Source organism: Corynebacterium sp. HMSC074C01 (assembly GCF_001814605.1).
Classification (GTDB): Bacteria; Actinomycetota; Actinomycetes; order Mycobacteriales; family Mycobacteriaceae; genus Corynebacterium.
Genome location: NZ_KV817300.1, coordinates 101,117 through 119,066, shown reverse-complemented (window position 1 = coordinate 119,066; position 17,950 = coordinate 101,117). Strand labels below are relative to the sequence as shown.

15 protein-coding genes and 1 pseudogene are annotated in these 17,950 nt (G+C 64.2%); 9 read left to right on the top strand and 7 right to left on the bottom strand.

Annotation, left to right across the window (positions count from 1 at the left end):
- Nucleotides 1–37 precede the first annotated feature (37 nt).
- A pseudogene (locus tag HMPREF2978_RS11050) lies at nucleotides 38–2,310 on the top strand (excinuclease ABC subunit UvrA).
- A gap of 41 nt (nucleotides 2,311–2,351) precedes the next feature.
- On the opposite strand, the gene HMPREF2978_RS11045 reads toward HMPREF2978_RS11050, so the two are convergent.
- On the bottom strand, nucleotides 2,352–2,651 hold the full coding sequence (locus HMPREF2978_RS11045) for a WhiB family transcriptional regulator (RefSeq protein WP_070527902.1): 300 nt from the start codon (nucleotides 2,649–2,651) through the stop codon (nucleotides 2,352–2,354).
- Between the two features lie 396 nt (nucleotides 2,652–3,047).
- Here HMPREF2978_RS11045 and HMPREF2978_RS11040 point away from each other — a divergent pair, with 396 nt between their 5' ends.
- A complete protein-coding gene (locus HMPREF2978_RS11040; RefSeq protein ID WP_070446495.1) occupies nucleotides 3,048–3,665 on the top strand; it encodes a sigma-70 family RNA polymerase sigma factor in 618 nt (205 codons plus the stop codon).
- Nucleotides 3,666–3,770: 105 nt separating this feature from the next.
- Nucleotides 3,771–4,601 carry a hypothetical protein gene (locus HMPREF2978_RS11035; RefSeq protein ID WP_070745581.1) on the top strand — a complete coding sequence of 277 codons (831 nt, stop codon included), beginning with the start codon at nucleotides 3,771–3,773 and terminating at the stop codon, nucleotides 4,599–4,601.
- A gap of 85 nt (nucleotides 4,602–4,686) precedes the next feature.
- Here HMPREF2978_RS11035 and HMPREF2978_RS11030 read toward each other — a convergent pair whose 3' ends face one another.
- Entirely contained in the window at nucleotides 4,687–5,061 is a 375-nt protein-coding gene (locus tag HMPREF2978_RS11030) for a DUF5319 domain-containing protein (RefSeq protein ID WP_010189463.1), read from the bottom strand.
- Nucleotides 5,062–5,210: 149 nt separating this feature from the next.
- Between HMPREF2978_RS11030 and guaB the strand changes: the two genes are divergently transcribed.
- Both guaB and HMPREF2978_RS11020 read left to right on the top strand, forming a co-directional pair.
- The gene (guaB, locus tag HMPREF2978_RS11025) at nucleotides 5,211–6,725 is read left to right on the top strand and encodes an IMP dehydrogenase (protein WP_070745579.1); all 1,515 of its coding nucleotides are present in this window, start codon (nucleotides 5,211–5,213) and stop codon (nucleotides 6,723–6,725) included.
- Nucleotides 6,726–6,734: 9 nt separating this feature from the next.
- Nucleotides 6,735–7,931, top strand: a complete 1,197-nt coding sequence (locus tag HMPREF2978_RS11020; protein ID WP_070527912.1) for a GuaB3 family IMP dehydrogenase-related protein — start codon at nucleotides 6,735–6,737, stop codon at nucleotides 7,929–7,931.
- A 47-nt stretch (nucleotides 7,932–7,978) separates the two neighbouring features.
- Here HMPREF2978_RS11020 and HMPREF2978_RS11015 read toward each other — a convergent pair whose 3' ends face one another.
- Complete coding sequence (locus HMPREF2978_RS11015) at nucleotides 7,979–8,959, bottom strand: EamA family transporter (protein WP_168166449.1); 981 nt, start codon at nucleotides 8,957–8,959, stop codon at nucleotides 7,979–7,981.
- 74 nt (nucleotides 8,960–9,033) lie between these two features.
- Between HMPREF2978_RS11015 and HMPREF2978_RS11010 the strand changes: the two genes are divergently transcribed.
- Entirely contained in the window at nucleotides 9,034–9,960 is a 927-nt protein-coding gene (locus tag HMPREF2978_RS11010) for a LysR family transcriptional regulator (protein WP_070745574.1), read from the top strand.
- 24 nt (nucleotides 9,961–9,984) lie between these two features.
- The gene (guaA, locus tag HMPREF2978_RS11005) at nucleotides 9,985–11,553 is read left to right on the top strand and encodes a glutamine-hydrolyzing GMP synthase (RefSeq protein ID WP_070745572.1); all 1,569 of its coding nucleotides are present in this window, start codon (nucleotides 9,985–9,987) and stop codon (nucleotides 11,551–11,553) included.
- Nucleotides 11,554–12,069: 516 nt separating this feature from the next.
- Here the strand turns inward: guaA and HMPREF2978_RS11000 are convergent.
- The 3 genes from HMPREF2978_RS11000 to HMPREF2978_RS10990 are packed head-to-tail and all read right to left on the bottom strand — an operon-like array spanning nucleotide 12,070 to nucleotide 15,503.
- Nucleotides 12,070–13,281 carry an HNH endonuclease signature motif containing protein gene (locus HMPREF2978_RS11000; protein ID WP_070745570.1) on the bottom strand — a complete coding sequence of 404 codons (1,212 nt, stop codon included), beginning with the start codon at nucleotides 13,279–13,281 and terminating at the stop codon, nucleotides 12,070–12,072.
- 33 nt (nucleotides 13,282–13,314) lie between these two features.
- Nucleotides 13,315–14,436, bottom strand: a complete 1,122-nt coding sequence (locus HMPREF2978_RS10995; RefSeq protein WP_070745568.1) for a threonine aldolase family protein — start codon at nucleotides 14,434–14,436, stop codon at nucleotides 13,315–13,317.
- A gap of 11 nt (nucleotides 14,437–14,447) precedes the next feature.
- The gene (locus tag HMPREF2978_RS10990) at nucleotides 14,448–15,503 is read right to left on the bottom strand and encodes a PspC domain-containing protein (RefSeq protein WP_070745566.1); all 1,056 of its coding nucleotides are present in this window, start codon (nucleotides 15,501–15,503) and stop codon (nucleotides 14,448–14,450) included.
- Nucleotides 15,504–15,616: 113 nt separating this feature from the next.
- On the opposite strand from HMPREF2978_RS10990, the gene HMPREF2978_RS10985 reads away from it, so the two are divergent.
- Together HMPREF2978_RS10985 and HMPREF2978_RS10980 are read left to right on the top strand one after the other, a co-directional pair.
- Nucleotides 15,617–16,765 (top strand): ATP-binding protein, encoded by a 1,149-nt coding sequence (locus HMPREF2978_RS10985; RefSeq protein ID WP_187357532.1) that lies wholly within the window; start codon nucleotides 15,617–15,619, stop codon nucleotides 16,763–16,765.
- Nucleotides 16,766–16,767: 2 nt separating this feature from the next.
- Nucleotides 16,768–17,421, top strand: coding sequence for a response regulator (locus tag HMPREF2978_RS10980; RefSeq protein ID WP_070527938.1), 654 nt, complete (start codon nucleotides 16,768–16,770; stop codon nucleotides 17,419–17,421).
- A 96-nt stretch (nucleotides 17,422–17,517) separates the two neighbouring features.
- Here the strand turns inward: HMPREF2978_RS10980 and HMPREF2978_RS10975 are convergent, their stop codons facing one another.
- The gene (locus HMPREF2978_RS10975; protein ID WP_070745564.1) at nucleotides 17,518–17,928 is read right to left on the bottom strand and encodes a hypothetical protein; all 411 of its coding nucleotides are present in this window, start codon (nucleotides 17,926–17,928) and stop codon (nucleotides 17,518–17,520) included.
- Nucleotides 17,929–17,950 lie beyond the last annotated feature (22 nt).

Below are 17,950 nucleotides of genomic sequence, written 5' to 3'. Positions count from 1 at the left end.
GGGCAGGACCCCCGCCCCGTTAGTAGACTGCTGAGCCGTGGAACAAGAATTCATCACCGTCACCGGCGCCCGCGAAAACAACCTCAAGAACGTGGACGTGCGCATCCCTAAGCGCAAGCTCACCGTCTTCACGGGCGTGTCCGGATCCGGCAAGACCTCGCTGGTCTTCGATACCGTTGCGGCTGAATCGCAGCGTCTCATCAACGAAACCTACCCCGGCTTCGTCCAAGGCTTCATGCAAGCCCCACCCCGCCCCGACGTGGACCGCTTGGAAGGGCTCACCGCAGCCATCGTCGTGGGCCAAGAACCGATGGCGGCTTCCGCGCGCTCGACGTTCGGTACCGCCACCGACATCACCGGGCACCTCCGCGTGCTCTTCTCCCGCCTAGCCGAGCCCCGCGCCGGCGGCCCCGCGGCCTATTCCTTCAACGTGCCCTCCGCCTCCGGGCAGGGCGCCATCGAGGTCAATGGCGTCAAAGAGGTGCGTCGTTTCGAGCGCACCGGCGGCATGTGCCCGAGGTGTGAGGGAAGGGGGAAGTGGGGGACGTCGACAAGCACCAGCTCGTTGATGAGACTCTGACGTTGAACGATGGCGCCATCATGTACCCCGGCATGAAGGTGGGCTCGTGGATGTGGCGCGCCTACGCCGAGTCCGGGCTGTACCCAGCCGACGTGCCGGTCCAGGACTTCACCGAGGAACAGAAACGTGACCTGTATGAGACCGAGACCAAAGGCAAGGTCGGTGGCGTCAACATGAGCTACATGGGGCTGGTAACGCGTTTGAAGACGAACGTGTTGAGCAAGCTCGTGGAGTCCCTGCAAAAGCACATGCGTGCCTTTGTCGAACGCGCTGTGGTCTTCGTGGACTGCCCGGAGTGCCATGGCACGCGCCTGGCGCAGCACGCGCGCGAGTCCTACCTCAACGGAGTCTCCATCGCGGACGTCTGCGACATGGAGCTTGCCGACGTCTCCGCATGGCTCCGCACCATCAACTCACCGCTTGCCGTGGCCCCGCTGCGCGGGTTGGAGGCCGCCCTGGATTTGGGGCTGGGCTACCTGACTCTGGCGCGCCCGACGGGAACGCTGAGCGGTGGCGAGGCACAGCGCACGCGCATGGTGCAGCACATCGGGTCGGCGCTGACAGACGTCACCTACGTCTTTGATGAGCCGACCGCTGGCCTACACCCGCATGACGTCACGCGGATGAACGAGCTTCTCCTGCAGCTGCGCGATAAGGGCAACACGGTGCTCGTGGTGGAGCACAACCTGGCGACGATGGCGATTGCGGATTGCGTCGTCGAGCTTGGCCCCGGCGCCGGAGTGGCGGGCGGCGAAATCCTTTCCGTCGGTACCGCACCGTCCGTCAGCGGGAAGGTGGCGTTGAAGGATGAGGTGCGCGAGCCCACCGGAGCGCTGGAAATCCGTGGGGCGTCCCATAACAATCTCAAGGGCGTCGACGTGGATATTCCACTGGGCGTGCTCACGGTCATTTCGGGCGTTGCGGGTTCTGGAAAGTCATCGCTGATGGAATGCCTGCCGGACGACGACCGCATCCTCATTGTCGACCAGTCTTCGTTGTCTGGCTCGCGGCGCTCAAACCCGGCCACCTACACCGGTGCGATGGACGCGCTGCGCAAGGCCTTCGCCAAGGCCAACGATGGGGCCACGCCGGGAATGTTCTCTTTCAACTCGGAGGGCGCGTGCCCGGCCTGTTCCGGCGCTGGCGTGGTGACCGTGGAGTTTGGTGCGATGGACAGCGCGGATGTGCCCTGCGAGGTGTGCGAGGGCCGCCGCTTTGCTGCCGACGTTTTGGGTTACGAGCTGGCGGGCAAGAACATCGCGGAGGTACTCGCGCTTCCCGCGGTTGAGGCCGTGGAGTTTTGCCGCGAGGCCAAAGTTACTGCTGCGAAGCGCGTGTACGAGCAGCTCGTTGCCGTGGGGCTGGGCTACCTGACGCTGGGGCAGCCGCTCTCGACGCTCTCTGGCGGCGAGCGCCAGCGGCTGAAGCTGGCGGTGCGGTTGTGCGACCGCAAGGCGACTGCGGACATCATCGTGCTCGATGAGCCGACGGTGGGCCTGCATCACAAAGACATCGACACCTTGCTGCGTCTTTTTGACACGCTTGTCGACGCCCACCTAACCTTCATCTGCGTCGAACACCCCCGCGCCGTCCTGGCGCACGCCGATCACATCATTGATCTCGGTCCTGGCGCGGGCTCAGCCGGTGGCGAGGTTGTGGCGGCCTGCTCGCCGCGCGAGTTCTTAGAAACGGACACGCTGACCGCCCGCTACCTAGCGCAGGCCCTGTAAAACCGGCTGACGCTAGGGGAGCGGGAGGAAGAAGGAGCGGACTAGGCGCCGACGGTCGCGTGGGGGCGGCGCGAGCGCAAGGCAACGACGCGCTCGGATTCGCTCATGCCGCCCCACACGCCATAGGGCTCGCCGGATGCGAGGGCGTGTTCGCGGCACATCTCGATGACTGGGCAGGTGTGGCAAATAGCCTTGGCGCGGTTCTCGCGCTGGGCGCGGGCGCGGCCGCGCTCGCCGTCTGGGTGGTAGAACACGTCAGAGTTTTCCCCACGGCATGCGCCGTGTAGCTGCCAATCCCAAAAGTCCGTATTGGGCCCGGGGAGCAGGAAAGGCTGAGACACGTTCGATTCTCCTTATTCGTCAAAGATAGAGTGCCCAAGCTCAAGGCGTGCTGAGAGCGCGACCCAACACAGGGTGATAGTCCCGTGAGCGCTAGGGCGAAGTAAGACGAGATCGAAGTGTGTCTTCCCTTGGTGAACGGCGCGTTAAGCATTGCTGACATGCAGGTGTAACTAGTCGAAATGCCTCACTTTTACCCGGTATGACCTGCATTGAAGGTTAAGATGAACGATGAATGAACTTTTTCATCACAGCTCAAAGGCTGGGGAATGGACCCGTCGTTTCGGGTTTCGCCAAAAGGTTATGACATGATGTTCATGCAGAATATGTAGTAATGAATCAAACGCATTCATTAAGAAAAAGACTTTAGGCAGAAGAGCACAAGCAGAAGAGCAAGGATGGCAGTGGCTACACATGCTACAGGCGCAGGCGGCTCCTCAACAGCGGCGAAGCGCGACAGCGATAAGGAACTAGCAGACCTCGTTCCGCTAGCCGTCGACGGTAGCCGCCGTGCCTTGCAGCGCATCATGCGCATCATTCACCCACAGGTCCTGCGCTATTGCCGCGCACGCATTGGCGGCCACCGCCAGCCCACGGCAGAAGATGTGGCACAAGAGATTTGCTTGGCGGTGGCGACGTCGATTGGCACGTACAAGGACAAGGGCCGCCCGTTTATGGCCTATGTGTATGGCATCGCCGCCCACAAGGTGACTGACGCTCACCGGGCCCTCAGTCGCGACCACACACACCCGACGGAAGACCTTCCAGAAGACGCCGCTCAGGACGCTACCCCCGAAGAATCAGCCCTTGAAGTAGACGGTAGTAACAGAGTGCGGGCAATGCTCGATACGTTAAGTGACAAGGCCCGGGACATTATCATCTTGCGTGTGTTCGTGGGGCTGTCGGCAGAGGAGACTGCGGAAATTGTGGAGTCTACCCCTGGCGCAGTCCGCGTGGCGCAACATCGTGCACTTGCGCAATTGCGCAAATCCCTCGATTCGCACGAGACGTCGTGAACCAGCAGCGTGAACCAGTAGTTGGGCTAGCCCAGAGCTAGCAGTGAGCCATCGGTACTTGGCACCGACAAATTAAAATTTCTCTAATAAGGAAGGGAGGACATCATGGCAAAAAAGGACCAGCCTCAGCAGGGTGTCGCTGAGCAGCTGCAGCCTTTGGTCGATGATGATGCATTCCTCACCACTCTCTCCGAAGGAACGGATCCCTCCGATGGCGGTGATGAGTTGGCGGGTCTTCTGCTGGAGCTGCGCGGGGACGTCGAAAAGCAGATGCCCCCAGCCCCTCTCATCGAAGGCGCGGAGGAGGAGCCGGAGGTTATTTCCCTCGGCGCGGCACGTCGCCGTCGGAGCAAGCCATTCATGCACGGCCTCATTGGAGCGGCCGCAGCTACGCTGCTCATCGCAGGTACCGGAGCTGTGGTGGTCAACGCCGGACCGGGTTCCCCGCTGTATGGCGTGAACCAGTCACTCTTCGGCGCGGATGATTACGATGTGTCTGTGGTCGAGCTTGCCGGAACACTCGATGAAATGGAGAGGCGTTCCGCCGAGGGCGACATGGACGGCACCCGTCAGCTGCTTGAAGAAGCCCGGAAGATGGTGGATCAGGCCAAGCGGGAACGCGAGGCGGAGTCCCCGAGTGCGGCGAAGCAGCAGCCCCGCACTACGGTGACGCAGACGCAGACGGTGGAGAAGCCCGCCCCTGTAGAGGAGCAGAAGCCGCCGGAGCCGGAGACCGTCACGCAGACCGAGACTGCGGTCTCTACCGTCGTGGTGACCCGCACGGTATCGGCAGGCAATCCACTGGAGCCGCCGACGCAGGGCCAGCCGGAGCCGAGTCAGCCGGGTGGTGGAGAGCAGGCAACGCCGCCGCAGAATGACAACTCGGATGGCGCTGGGGATAGCGGCCAGCTCCCGCCGCCGCAGTTCCAGCAATAAAACCACGAAGAACCTCTTCCCTCCCACAGCAGGAGGAAAGAGGTTCTTTTTGTTTAACGCGCGGTAGTTTTACCGCGCAACCGCGCTAGTAGCGCGAATCCATACCGTCGAGGTAACCCACTGCATAATCCCACGGAACATAGCGCATCGGATCCGGCTCGGCGCCCGGCTCGTGCACGGGGGCGAGCTGGCCCGCCAGCGTGGCCTGCATGTTAGAGGCCATAATGTCCCACTCGTAGAAGTGGTTTTCCTCGCAGTCCTCGCAGAAAAAGAAGATGCCGTCGATGCCGCGCGGGCTCAAAACACGCGCAAACTCTTGGACCATGGCCAGATCATGAATGACGGCGAGACGGTCCTCCTCAGACAGCGGCTCGACGTGCTCATCCTCCTCGAGGAAGGAAGCTGGGTCGTTCGGGTCGTCCGCGAAAGGATCGCGGGGCATGTTGGCGAAAAAGTTCACGTCTGCGAGCCTATTGACTCCGTGCGCGCAAGGCAATTCCCTAAAGAGACTTTTTTCTATACCCACGGCTACCACTACGGGGCGTCCACGCACTACAGTGAGGGCTACCGCATACAATTATCTGGTCAGTTTAGGAGAGCCCCACCCTCATGAGCCACGTCCACACCGGCGGAGACAACCCCGACAAGATTGCACTCTACGGCCTAACTTTTGATGATGTTCTGCTGCTGCCGGCAGAATCCAACGTCGTTCCCTCCGAGGTGGATACCTCGGCGCAGTTTACCCGCAACATTCGCCTCGGCGTGCCCCTGGCTTCCGCCGCGATGGACACCGTGACCGAGGCCCGCATGGCCATCGGCATGGCACGTCAGGGCGGCATCGGCGTCCTGCACCGCAACCTTTCCGCAGAGGAGCAGGCCCAGCAGGTAGAAATCGTCAAGCGCTCCGAGTCCGGCATGGTCACCGACCCAGTCACGGCCACCCCGGACATGACCATCGATGAAGTCGACACGTTGTGCGCGCGGTACCGGATTTCGGGCCTGCCGGTCGTCGACAAGCAGGGCACCCTCGTGGGTATCTGCACCAACCGTGACATGCGCTTTGAGCCGGATTTCTCCCGCAAGGTCTCCGAGATTATGACGCCGATGCCGCTCGTCGTGGCCAAGGAGGGCGTCAGCAAGGAGGAGGCGCTGGAGCTGCTGTCCGCCAACAAGGTGGAGAAGCTGCCCATCGTCGACGATGCAAACAGGCTCGTCGGTCTCATTACTGTCAAGGACTTTGTTAAGACCGAGCAGTTCCCCAACGCTTCCAAGGATGCTTCTGGGCGCCTGCTCGTGGCGGCGGGCATCGGCACTGGTGAGGAGTCCTACCAGCGTGCGGGCCAGCTTGTCGACGCCGGCGTGGATGTCCTCGTCGTCGACTCCGCCCACGCCCACAACAACCGTGTGCTGGAGATGGTCTCCCGTGTGCAGAAGGACTTTGGTGACCGCATTGACGTCATCGGTGGCAACCTGGCCACCCGTGAAGCAGCCCGCGACATGATTGAGGCTGGCGCCGACGCCATCAAGGTCGGTATCGGGCCGGGTTCCATTTGCACCACGCGCGTCGTGGCGGGCGTGGGTGCCCCGCAGATCACCGCCATTATGGAAGCTGCAGCCGTCGCTGGCCCGGCGGGTGTGCCGGTCATTGGTGATGGTGGCATGCAGTACTCCGGTGACGTCGCCAAGGCCTTGGCGGCCGGCGCCGATACCGTCATGCTGGGTTCCATGCTGGCCGGCACCACGGAAGCGCCGGGAGACATCGTCGTGGTCCAGGGCAAGCAATATAAGCGCTACCGCGGCATGGGCTCCATGGGAGCCATGCAGGGCCGCGGCCTGTCGGGGGAGAAGCGTTCCTACTCCAAGGACCGCTACTTCCAGGCTGACGTTAAGAGCGAGGACAAGCTGGTGCCGGAAGGCGTGGAGGGCCGCGTGCCATTCCGCGGTGACATCGATGCCATCGTTCACCAAATCGTCGGCGGCCTGCGTGCCTCGATGGGCTACACCGGCTCCGCTAACTTGGCCGAGCTCAAGACCAAGCAGTTTGTCCAGATCACCGCTGCGGGCCTCAAGGAGTCTCACCCGCACCACCTTCAGCAGATCGTCGAAGCTCCGAACTACCGCTAAGGACTAATCATGCGTGATTACGTAGAAATCGGCGTGGGCCGTGAGGCTCGCCGCACCTATGACTTGAACCAGATTTCCCTGGTGCCGACTCGCCGCACCCGTTCCTCCAAGGACGTGGACACCTCGTGGCACATCGATGCCTATACCTTTGAGGTCCCGTTCGTCTCGGCGCCGACTGATGCGCTGGCTACGCCTGAGTTCGTTATCGAGATGGGCAAGCAGGGCGGCCTCGGCGTTATCAACGCGGAAGGCCTGTGGGGCCGCCACGAGGACCTGGAGGGCGCGATTGCCCGCGTGACGGAGAACTTCGGTGACTTGTCGACGCTGCAGGATCTGCACGCAGCACCCCTGAACGAGGAACTGCTGGCCGAGCGCATCGCGCAGGTCCGCGATTCCGGCGTGACCGTGGCCGTGCGCGTCTCCCCGCAGCGTGCCCGCGAGCTGGCGCCTGTGGTTATTAAGGCCGGCGCGGAGTTGCTGTTCATCCACGGCACCCTGATTTCCGCCGAGCACGTGCAGACTGGCGGCGAGCCGCTCAACTTGAAGGAGTTCATCGGCTCGCTGGATACCCCGGTGATTGCCGGCGGCGTGGCGGATTACACCACGGCGCTGCACCTCATGCGCGCGGGCGCGGCTGGCATCATCGTTGGCTCCGGCGTGAACACCAACCCGGAGACCGTGGGCATTGATATCCCCATGGCGACGACCATTGCGGATGTTGCAGCCGCACGCCGCGATTACCTGGATGAGACTGGCGGCCGCTACGTGCACGTGCTTGCCGACGGCGACATCTTCACGTCTGCAGACATCGCCAAGGCCATTGCCTGTGGCGCCGATGGTGTTGTTCTGGGCCCGGTCCTGGCCCGCGCGGCAGAAGCCGGCGGCAAGGGCTGGTACTGGCCGTCCACGGCCGGCCACCCGCGTTTCCCGCGCGGCATCATCGAGCCGGTTGGCGTGGCCGATGCCCTCTTGGGCACCGGCACTTTTGGCGCCGATGCTTCTGGTGCTGATGCGTCTGGCAACGCAACTTCTGGCGCCGCCGAGGATGCCTCAGCGGGTGCGCCTTCCTTGGAGGTCGTGCTCCATGGCCCGTCCAATGAGCCGCTGGGTGAGCTCAACCTGGTCGGTGGGCTCAAGCGTGCCATGGCCAAGTGCGGCTACACGGACCTGAAGTCCTTCCAGAAGGTAGGCCTGGCCGTCCGCTAACTCGCCCGTTGTAACGCTGCTCCGCTCAACGAAGCCCGGGGCGGAGCTTATGTCATTGCTCCAGTGGCCGTGGCGCTGGCCTCGGTGGCCGTAGCGTCCGAGTCGCTGGCGCGTGGTTTCGGGCGCCACGGCAGCCGGGGCTTCTTTAGACGGCGTGGGCGCAGTGCCACCTTGCGGAAAGCCACCCGCCCGCGGGTCGGCGCCATGGTTTGTAGCACCGAGGCCACCACCACCAACCCGATAGCCGCCAGCTTGAGCTGGGATACGTTCTGGGAGAGCAGGATCCAGCCAAAGAGTGCGGCGAAGACAGGTTCCAGGGCGATCAGGATGGAAAAGACGTTGGGGGCGAGCCTGCGCAGCGCAATGAATTCCAGAGAGTAGGGGATGAGCGAGGCCAGCACGCCCGTGCCTAGGGCGAGCAATAGGAGGGTTGGGTCGTTGGCCAAAGCCACCGCGCCGCGCCCTCCGACAGGCAGGAGCACGAGGCCACCGATGAGGAAGGCCACGGCCAAGCCGTCTGCACCGCTAAAGAGCGCCCCGGCCTTCTTGCTGGCCAGGATGTAGGCGGCCCACATTGCGCCGGCGCACAACAAGAAGAACACGCCACGCAGGTCGAGGGGGTCTCCGTTGAAGGAGTCCAAGCCCATCAGGCCCATGCCGAGAAGGGCGAGGGCGACACAGGTGGCGTCGCGAAGCGAGCGTGAGAGGCAGGCCGCTAGCAGCAGCGGCCCGAGGAACTCGATGGTGACCGCCGGGCCCAGCGCGACGAGCTCGATGCCGGCATAGAAAAAGCCATTCATCAGGCCCAGCGTGAGGCCGAACATGGTGGCGGAGATCCATTTCTCGCGGCTCCATGTGTGCACGCGCGGTCGCGCAATGGCGAGCAGAATCACGGCGGCGAAAAGCAGACGCAGCGAGGCGGTGCCCCACGGGCCGCCAATGGGGAAAATCTGGATGGCGAGGCTGGCTCCGAGCTGGAGGGAAATGCACGAGCCGATGACGCACAGAACGGCAAACGGATTGGTCATGCAGTCCATTGTGGGGTGGGAAGAACTGTTAGTCTATCTACAGTTTTTAACACGTACCTGTTAGGGATTCTGTCATGTTGGACCTGCACCGCCTCCGCATTCTCTACGAGCTGCAACGCCTCGGCACCGTCACCGCTGTGGCGGAATCGCTGCGCTATACGCACTCGGCTATCTCCCAACAACTGGCGCAGTGCGAAAAGGATGTCGGCGTGGCGCTGTATGAGAAGGTCGGCCGGCGCGTGCGTTTGACGGAGCAGGGAGAAATCCTGGCCTCCTACGCGGAGCGAATGCTCGCGTTGGCGGATGAGGCGGAGTCGCAGGTCATCGCGTCAACCAACGCGGTGCGGGGCACGATTAAGGTCACGACCTTTCAAACGATCATGTCCTCGCTGGTCCCGCGGGCGCTGACGGAGTTGGCGCGCGAATACCCGGACCTGCGCGTGCAGATCATTCAGCGTGAAGCCGATGGCGCAATGGAGCTGCTGGCGCGCCGGGAGGTGGACCTCATCCTGGGTGAAGAGTATGAGTCGGACATGCCCGCCACGGATGAGCACACCCACCGGGAGCTGCTTCTCGACGACCCCCTCCGCCTCATCACCCCACTCACCGGCCCCTTGAGCGAGTTGCGCTTAGAGGATTTTGCAGCGCATGACGAGGAAATCCCCTTTGCCATGGACCCGGAGGAGTTTTTATTGGGGCGCTTCGTCCACCGGCTGTGCCGCAGGCATGGCTTTAACCCCAGCGTGCTCTATGAAACCCCGGACCCCTTTCTACATGCGCACCTGGTGCGCACCGGACACGCGGTGGCGGTGATCTCGGATCTTTTCCTCGACGAGATTGAGGGCGTGCGCGTGGTTTCCTTGCCTGGTAATCCCACCCGCACGCTCTACACAGCGGTGCGCGCCGGGCGCGAGGGACACCCAGCCTTGCGGGCGTTTCGGGAGGCGCTAGGCAAGGCGGCTGCCACCGCTAAAGATTTTGGGCCACTCCCTGCGGTCTAGGGGGTGGGTTCTTGCGTTAAACTGATGACCGTGACTAACCCAAATACAACCCCGCGTCCTGTCCTCGTGGTGGACTTTGGCGCCCAGTACGCGCAGCTCATCGCCCGGCGCGTGCGTGAGGCCAACATCTACTCCGAGGTTGTCCCCAATTCTGCCTCTGTGGAGGACATCAAGGCCAAGAACCCGGCCGCGCTGATCCTCTCCGGTGGCCCGTCTTCCGTATACGCGGACGGCGCCCCTGTTCTGAAGCCGGAGCTGCTCGAGCTCGGCATTCCGGTCTTTGGTATCTGCTACGGCTTCCAGTCCATGACCCAAGCCCTGGGTGGCACCGTGGCCTCCACGGGTGCCCGCGAGTACGGCCGCACGGACATGACCGTGTCCGGCGGCGTGCTGCACAAGGGTCTGGAGGACACCCACAAGGTGTGGATGTCTCACGGCGATTCGGTCACGGAAGCCCCGGAGGGCTTTGAGGTGACGGCGTCGTCGGAAGGCGCTCCCGTGGCAGCCTTCGAGTGCCTGTCCAAGCAGATGGCCGGCGTGCAGTACCACCCGGAGGTTCTCCACTCGCCGCACGGCCAGGCGGTGCTCACGCGCTTCCTGACTGAGGTAGCAGGCCTGGAGCAGAACTGGACCGCAGAGAACATCGCGGAGCAGCTCATCAACGATGTGCGCGAGCAGATCGGCGAGGAAGGTCGCGCTATCTGTGGCCTGTCCGGTGGCGTGGATTCCGCCGTGGCCGCAGCCCTCGTGCAGCGCGCTATCGGTGACCGTTTGACCTGTGTCTTCGTTGACCACGGTCTGCTGCGCGCGGGTGAGCGTGAGCAGGTGGAGAAGGACTTCGTGGCGTCGACTGGCGCCAAGCTCATCACCGCTGACGAGCGCGAGGCTTTCCTTTCCAAGCTGGCCGGCGTGACCGAGCCGGAGGCCAAGCGTAAGGCCATTGGTGCGGAGTTCATCCGCTCCTTCGAGCGTGCCGTCGACCAGGCGCTGGACGGCCAGGACGCCGCGTTCTTGGTGCAGGGCACGCTGTACCCGGACGTGGTGGAGTCCGGTGGTGGTGACGGCACCGCGAACATTAAGTCTCACCACAACGTGGGCGGCCTGCCGGACGACGTCGAGTTTGAGCTCGTCGAGCCGCTGCGCCTGCTCTTCAAGGATGAGGTGCGCGCGGTTGGCCGCGAGCTGGGCCTGCCGGAGGAAATCGTGGCGCGCCAGCCTTTCCCGGGCCCGGGCCTGGGCATCCGCATTATTGGCGAGGTCACCGAGGAGCGCCTCGAGACGCTGCGTCAGGCGGACCTCATCGCGCGTACCGAGCTGACCAACGCTGGCCTGGATGGCGAGATTTGGCAGTGCCCGGTGGTGCTGCTTGCCGACGTCCGCTCCGTCGGCGTCCAGGGCGATGGCCGCACCTATGGCCATCCGATCGTCCTGCGCCCGGTGTCCTCCGAGGACGCCATGACTGCGGACTGGACCCGCCTGCCGTACGACGTGCTGGAGAAGATCTCCACCCGCATCACCAACGAGGTCAAGGAAGTCAACCGCGTGGTGCTCGACGTGACGTCGAAGCCGCCGGGAACCATCGAGTGGGAGTAAGCGCCGAAAGGCACTGGGACACGCACTGCATCAGTGCTGTGGAGTATCTCAGTGAGATAGCGCAGTGCTAGAGAGCGTGCAGCGAAGCAAACTCCCCGACGCTGCGTAGCGCGGCCGAGCCTTGAAATAACAGGGCGCGGCCGCGCTCCTGCGTTTTCGGCCTCGTTGCACCAAGCTTGCGTGGCTGATCGCTTTGACGTCGTCACCGTCTTTGCGGCCGCGAGCTCCGCCCGAGCTGTGCTATTTGGAGCCTTGATGCTGTTCAGCTCAGCGAATTGGTGGCGAGTTCCCGCATGCCTTTATAACGCGCGCGCGAGTAGCCGCACGCCGAGCGAAAAATCTCAGCGAGCGGCTGGTTAGAGTGGCTTGTTGAAGGGGCTAGTCGCGTGCGGCTGCTGCCTACGTCTCCGTTGCTCTATTGAACCGGTGACCAGCAACTGGCGCCTTGGCTGAACCGGTGCCCCGACGACCGAAAGGTCTCGGTCGATGTTTCTGCCCTGGATGCAGGGCGAAGATTCACGGGCTAGTTGAATTTGGTGGCAGGGCCGGAGGTTTGCCGTCATGACGCGTCGGCGCACCGGGGTCGGGGCCGGAACGTGAGTCGGGAGGGCCGGATGTCGGCGGTTCCGTGGATGGCCGAGCAGCTGTACGCGTCCCAGAACTCAGGGCGGACCCCGGGGCCGCAGGAGTTGCAGGGGCCGGAGCGGAGCGCGGCGGGTGGGCCGGGCTTTCGATGGGAATCGGCGGGCCGGCCCACGGCGGCAGGTAGTGCACGCGGCCATTGATGCGGTCGAGATGTCCTCGGCCGGTGGGCTTTTCCGGATCATCGTCATTGACCGCGTTGTGATACGCACACAGCGGCACCATATTGGCCATGTTGGTCGGCCCGCCATCTTGGAAGCGGGTGAGGTGATGAATCTGCGAGTCCTCGGCAGGCGCGTTGCAACCCGGCCACGCGCACGTCGGGTGCTCCGCAGACAGCGCGAGGCGCTGCTTGGTGTTAGCGAAACGGCTCGCCATGTACAGGTTCACGGGGCCGTGGTGGGGGTGGACGAGGGTGATGAGGCCGACGTCGGCAAGCTTTTCGCGTACGAACTCCGCGCCCGTCATCGTGGCCCCATTGGTCAGTTGCAGCTCAATCTCCTCACCATCGCCATCCACGATGCGGTCGAGCTCATCCAAGCGCACGATGACGTTGGACTGCAGCTTCTGGCCCGAACCGCCCCCGCCGCGGAACACGGTATGCGCCGCGGTGAGCAAGTCCTTGTCGGTGGTCTTCAGTACGGCCAGCAGCTTCGAGATGTTGAGCGAGGAATCCGTAATACTCAGCGTGTGGTTGCGGCCTGCGCGCCGCGTCACCCGCACGCCCGGGGCGGGGTCCTTGGGCGGGCGCCACTCTTTGAGCTTTGCCTTCGCCACCATGGGGATTTTCTCCCGCGGGGTAGCGGCCAGCAGTTGGCGCAGCTCCCAAGCCTTGCGGGCCTTGAGCTTGGAACAATAGCGCTCGATATCGAGGAGCGTGAACACGTCGTGGCCCGTGCGGCGCGCTTTGCGCTGCCGGGAGCGGAACATCGTGTCCCCGAAATACACCGCGTGCAGCCCTAGGAGCTTTTCCGCGAAATCCGGCCGCGCACCCATCTCAACCAGCTGCGCGCGCGTAACACCGGCGCATTGCTCGACCACGTCGAGCCCGCGCGCTAGTGCTTGAATGTAACCCCCCAGTTGCATAGCCCACAGCCTAAACCAGGTCAGGGAACCTCGCTACTTGAGCGCAGAAATCGCAGCGCAGAGCTTATCGACGTCCCCCTCTTCCGTCGACCACGCGGTACAGAACCGCACCACCCGCAGGCCTTCGTGCTCTTCGAAGAACTGGCACACGAAGTCCTGCGAGAGCTTCTCTTCCTGCTCGCGGGTTAGCAGAGCGAATTGCTGATTGGTGGGGGAGTCAAAGAGCATGTCGATGCCTGCGGCGTGGAAGGCCTCGGCGATGCGCTGGGCCTGGGCGTTGGCACGGGCGCAGATCTGCTCGTAGAGGGTCGTTGCAGCTGTGCCGGTGACCTCAGTGTCTGGGGTAGTTGCGCTAGCGTCTGCGCAGGAAGCGTTGGCTCCGGGGTGCGCATCGTCGGATTCAGGAGTGGGGGCGCTGAAGAGGGCGGCGAATTGCGCGCCGAGCAACCAGCCCTTAGCTAGCAGGCCGCCGTTTTGCTTCATGGCATTGCGAAAGCGCGGCGCACCTGCGGGGAAGACGATGGCCTCGCCGAAGAGGGCGCCGCATTTGGTGCCGCCGATGGTGAAGACGTCGACAAGCGCGGCCAGGTCCGGCAGCGTGATATCCGAGGCGGACAGGCCGTAGCCGAGGCGGGCGCCGTCGACAAACAGACCCAACTCGTACTCGTCGCAGACCTCGCGCAGGGCCACGAGTTCGGCGCGGGAGTAGGCGGTGCCGAACTCGGTGGGCTGCGTGATGTAGACCAGTGCGGGCTCCGGCATGTGCTCCTCCACCCCGGAGGCGCGGTATTCCTCCATGCACGCGCGAACCTGCGCGGCGGTGATCTTTCCCAGCTGGTTTGGCAGCGTGATGACCTTGTGCCCGGTGTGCTCGATAGCTCCCGTCTCATGGGTGGCGATGTGCCCGCTATCCGCCGCGATAACACCCTCCCAGGGGCGCAGTTGGTGCGCGATGATGGTGGCGTTGGCTTGCGTGCCACCGACCATGAAATGCACCTCGGCGTTCGGCGCTTGGCAGGCAGTGCGGATGCGCTCAGCAGCCGTGGCACAGAGCTCGTCGGCGCCATAACCGGCATAAGCCCCACTCGCCTCCGCAATGGCTTCGAGGACGCGGGGGTGGGCTGAGCGGTGGTAGTCGTTGCCGAAGTGAATCATGGTGGGTAAGTCTAGCCGGTGACGGTGACCTCGCCGATGCCTGCGTCGATGTGAATGTTCAGCAGCGCGTCAGGGTCTCGGCGTTCGGTGCAGTTACTCTCACCCAGGCCGTCATCACAGGTCAGTGCGACGGGGATGTCCTTCGGGAGGATGACCTCGACGGCGCCGATGCCTGCGTCGACGGTGACGTCGTGCTCGTCTTTCAGGTCGTGGAGTTGGCTGAAGTCTACCGTCGATTCGCCGATGTCCAGGTCGTAGTATTCCTCGAGCTCATCTTCATGAGTGGGCGCGATGTCTTGCTCACCGGCGTTGAAGCGGAAGCTGAAACCGGATTCGTCGTCGGCCTCGGAGACGAAGGTGACTCCAAGGAAGGCGATCGTCAGGGCGGCCCCCACAGCACCGAGCGCAATTGCGCCCTCGACCCACTGCGAACCGCGCTTCTTTGTCGGTTCTTCCCGCGGGCCCGGCTCCGGCAGGTCCCAGGCATCGGGCACCACACCGAGCGGATCCCAGGACGGCGGGGTCGTGCGCCCTGGCGGGAAGGGGTGGCCGTCTGCCGGGGTATAAGGGTTGAGGTTGACAGGTTCCTCGCGCACCGGCTGCTCGGCAGCTAGTAGCCCGCTGGGTGGTAGCGGCTCGCGTTGGTGAAGGGCGTACCACGCCAGCGCTAACAGGCCGAAGGTCAGTGCAGCGGGCGGAAGGCCGGCGAGGAATTGTCCGCTCAAGAACAGCGGGCCGGAGCCAAACGTCAGAAGGACGCCGATAATCAGCACCCAGCCGAGCTCTTGTTCCTCCTTGACGCCATCCTTGCCCAAGGCCGCATCGAGCGGGCAGTAGGGTGAGCCGAAGCGCGGCATGAGCGCCCACGCGGCGAGGTAGGCGGCGATGCCACCGCCGAAAGCCAACGCGGCGACCACGAAGGCCACGCGCACAATCGTGGGATCAAGCTGGTAGCGCACCGCGATGCCTTCGCAGACACCAGCGATGTGCGCGTCACCGCCCTGTTTCTTGGGAAGGCGGACGGGGCGGGTCGTCCACATCTGGTTGAGTGTGCTGTTCTTCGTCATGCTTTTATGGTGCCGCGTGGGGCCTCGCGGCGGTATCGGTAATCGCCCTGATTTTTCGACCTCAGGGTTGTCCCCGATGTGCCCGAGGGGTGGTGCGTGGGACTATGTCTAGTATGACTTCGCCCTATGTGCCTGCAGAAAACGCGGCGCCTTATCCCGTGATGTCGCGCCCCCAATCTGGCCGCGTGGTCGCCGGCGTGGCGGCGGGGCTGGCGCAGAATCTTGGGGTTTCGGCGCTCTCCGTGCGCATCGCTTTGACCGCGTTGACTCTGCTGGGTGGGGTGGGGGCGATGGCCTATGCGGGGCTGTGGATCTTCACGCCCGCGCTTGACGACGCCCCCTCCACCCGCCGCAGCCCCCTTTCCCTCGTGCTGGTGTTCCTGGCGCTGGCGGGTAGTGCGGTGGGGGTGTTGGGGGTTTCGGGGGCGTCGCTAAGCGTGGCGGTGCCGTTGGCAGTGGTGGCCATCGGCGCGGTGCTGGCGTGGTTGGCGTATGACCGCGGGCTGAACACGCCGGTGGGCCTGGTTGCTGTGGCGGCCGGTGCCGTCTTGGTCATCGGTGGCGTTGTGGTGGCGGCGGTGACGTGGGAGAGCGGATCGGGTTCGGCGATCCTGGCCACGGCGCTGACGCTGGTGGGCTTCGGTGCGCTGGTGGTGCCGCTGGTGTTGAAGCTCTGGCGTTCGCTATCGCAGGAGCAGGCGGCCAAGGCGGTTTCAGAGGAGCGCGCCGAGATTGCCGCCCGCCTGCACGATTCGGTGCTGCAGACGCTGGCGCTGATTCAGAAGCGGGCGGGGGATTCGCGTGAGGTGACGCGTTTGGCGCGCGCCCAAGAACGCGAGCTGCGCGCCTGGCTTTTCGACGCCCCCTCCGCCGCCCCCACCACCTGTTTTGGTGCTCTCGAAGCGGCGTGCGGGGAAGTGGAAGATCTCTTTGACATACGGGTGTCCGCGGTGACGGTGGGTGAGGACACAGAGCTGACGGAGTCCGCGAAGCTGCTTATCCAGGCCGCGCGTGAGGCGATGGTCAATGCCGGCAAGCACGCAGGCGTGGACGTGGTGGATGTCTACGCGGAGTTGTTGGCGGGCGAGCTGAGTATCTTTGTGCGTGATCGCGGGGTGGGTTTCGACGTGGAGAATATTCCTGCTGATAGGCATGGGATTCGTGACAGTATTCGCGCGCGCGTAGAGGGATCTGGTGGGCGCGTGCGGATTTCCTCGACCCCGGGGGAGGGCACCGAGGTGGAGCTCGCGGTAGCGTTATGAGCATGGTGAAGGTCTTTTTGGTTGATGATCACTCCGTCTTCCGTGCGGGCGTGCGCGCGGAGCTGGCGGCGTCCTCGGAGATTGAGATTGTGGGCGACGCCGGCACCGTTGCGGAGGCGCTGGAGGGCATTGCGCGTACCTCGCCGGACGTGGTGCTTCTCGACGTCCACATGCCCGATGGCGGCGGCCTCGCCGTTATTAACGCGACGGCTAATCAGCCGGCGCGGCCGGTGTTTTTGGCGCTGAGCGTGTCGGATGCGGCGGAGGACGTGATTGCGCTGATTCGGGCGGGCGCGCGCGGGTATGTGACGAAGAATATTTCCGGCCCGGATTTGGCGCGCGCGATCCTGCAGGTCAACAGCGGGGATGCGTATTTCTCGCCGCGCCTGGCGGGCTTTGTCCTTGATGCTTTTGCCTCCGGCTCGCCCGCGCCGGAGCCGGAGGAGGGACAGGACCCGGCGGTGGATGCGCTCACGAGGCGCGAGCTGGAGGTCTTGCGGTTGCTCGCGCGCGGCTATACGTACCGCGAGATTGGCAAGCAGCTGTTCATTTCGGTGAAGACAGTAGAAACACACGCCTCCAATATTTTGCGCAAGACCCAGCAATCCAACCGCCATCAGCTCACGCGCTGGGCCACCTCCCGCGACCTGGCTTAGGCGGCCCGCATACACCAGGCTTGGGGAAAGGTCTAGGCGGACCGACCCAGACAGCTCGGCCCGCACGCCCCGGGCGTTGGGGGAGACGGGCTGAGCCTAGGCCGGGGGCGCGTAGGCGAGCTTGCGGGAGCCGTCGACGTGGGGAAAGAGCAGGAAGGCCGCACCTGAAACGAGCACCCACACCAGCGCGCTGCCCCAGGCAGGTAGTGCGAGGAGCGGGGAGAACATGACCATCAACCACAGCACAATGAGGGGAATAAGCTGCGCCGCATTGGGCAGCATGGTGACGTTGTGGTGCTGGGCATAATCGCGCAGGTCCGCGCGGTAGGGGTGCAGGAACACGAGCGCGCAGGCCGCGAGGAGGAAGAGCAGGCTGAGCCCTAGCGCGAGGCCGAAGTGGATGCGGCTGGCACCCACCGCCACGGCGGCACCAGCCAGCAGCGAGGCGCCGAGGCGTACCCACGGCGGAGTGGGGATCGGGGTGGTGTGCGCGTGGAGGGGATTCATGGCGCCTAACGCTACCAGCGCA

Excerpts from the sequence above, each read along its gene's own strand:
- HMPREF2978_RS11035 (WP_070745581.1), top strand. The coding sequence starts at position 3,771 with ATGGCAAAAAAGGACCAGCCTCAGCAGGGTGTCGCTGAGCAGCTGCAG.
- HMPREF2978_RS11000 (WP_070745570.1), bottom strand. The coding sequence starts at position 13,281 with ATGCAACTGGGGGGTTACATTCAAGCACTAGCGCGCGGGCTCGACGTG.
- HMPREF2978_RS11015 (WP_168166449.1), bottom strand. The coding sequence starts at position 8,959 with ATGACCAATCCGTTTGCCGTTCTGTGCGTCATCGGCTCGTGCATTTCC.
- guaB (WP_070745579.1), top strand. The coding sequence starts at position 5,211 with ATGAGCCACGTCCACACCGGCGGAGACAACCCCGACAAGATTGCACTC.
- HMPREF2978_RS10990 (WP_070745566.1), bottom strand. The coding sequence starts at position 15,503 with ATGACGAAGAACAGCACACTCAACCAGATGTGGACGACCCGCCCCGTC.
- HMPREF2978_RS10980 (WP_070527938.1), top strand. The coding sequence starts at position 16,768 with ATGGTGAAGGTCTTTTTGGTTGATGATCACTCCGTCTTCCGTGCGGGC.
- HMPREF2978_RS11020 (WP_070527912.1), top strand. The coding sequence starts at position 6,735 with ATGCGTGATTACGTAGAAATCGGCGTGGGCCGTGAGGCTCGCCGCACC.
- HMPREF2978_RS11010 (WP_070745574.1), top strand. The coding sequence starts at position 9,034 with ATGTTGGACCTGCACCGCCTCCGCATTCTCTACGAGCTGCAACGCCTC.
- HMPREF2978_RS11040 (WP_070446495.1), top strand. The coding sequence starts at position 3,048 with ATGGCAGTGGCTACACATGCTACAGGCGCAGGCGGCTCCTCAACAGCG.
- HMPREF2978_RS10995 (WP_070745568.1), bottom strand. The coding sequence starts at position 14,436 with ATGATTCACTTCGGCAACGACTACCACCGCTCAGCCCACCCCCGCGTC.
- guaA (WP_070745572.1), top strand. The coding sequence starts at position 9,985 with ATGACCGTGACTAACCCAAATACAACCCCGCGTCCTGTCCTCGTGGTG.
- HMPREF2978_RS10975 (WP_070745564.1), bottom strand. The coding sequence starts at position 17,928 with ATGAATCCCCTCCACGCGCACACCACCCCGATCCCCACTCCGCCGTGG.
- HMPREF2978_RS10985 (WP_187357532.1), top strand. The coding sequence starts at position 15,617 with ATGACTTCGCCCTATGTGCCTGCAGAAAACGCGGCGCCTTATCCCGTG.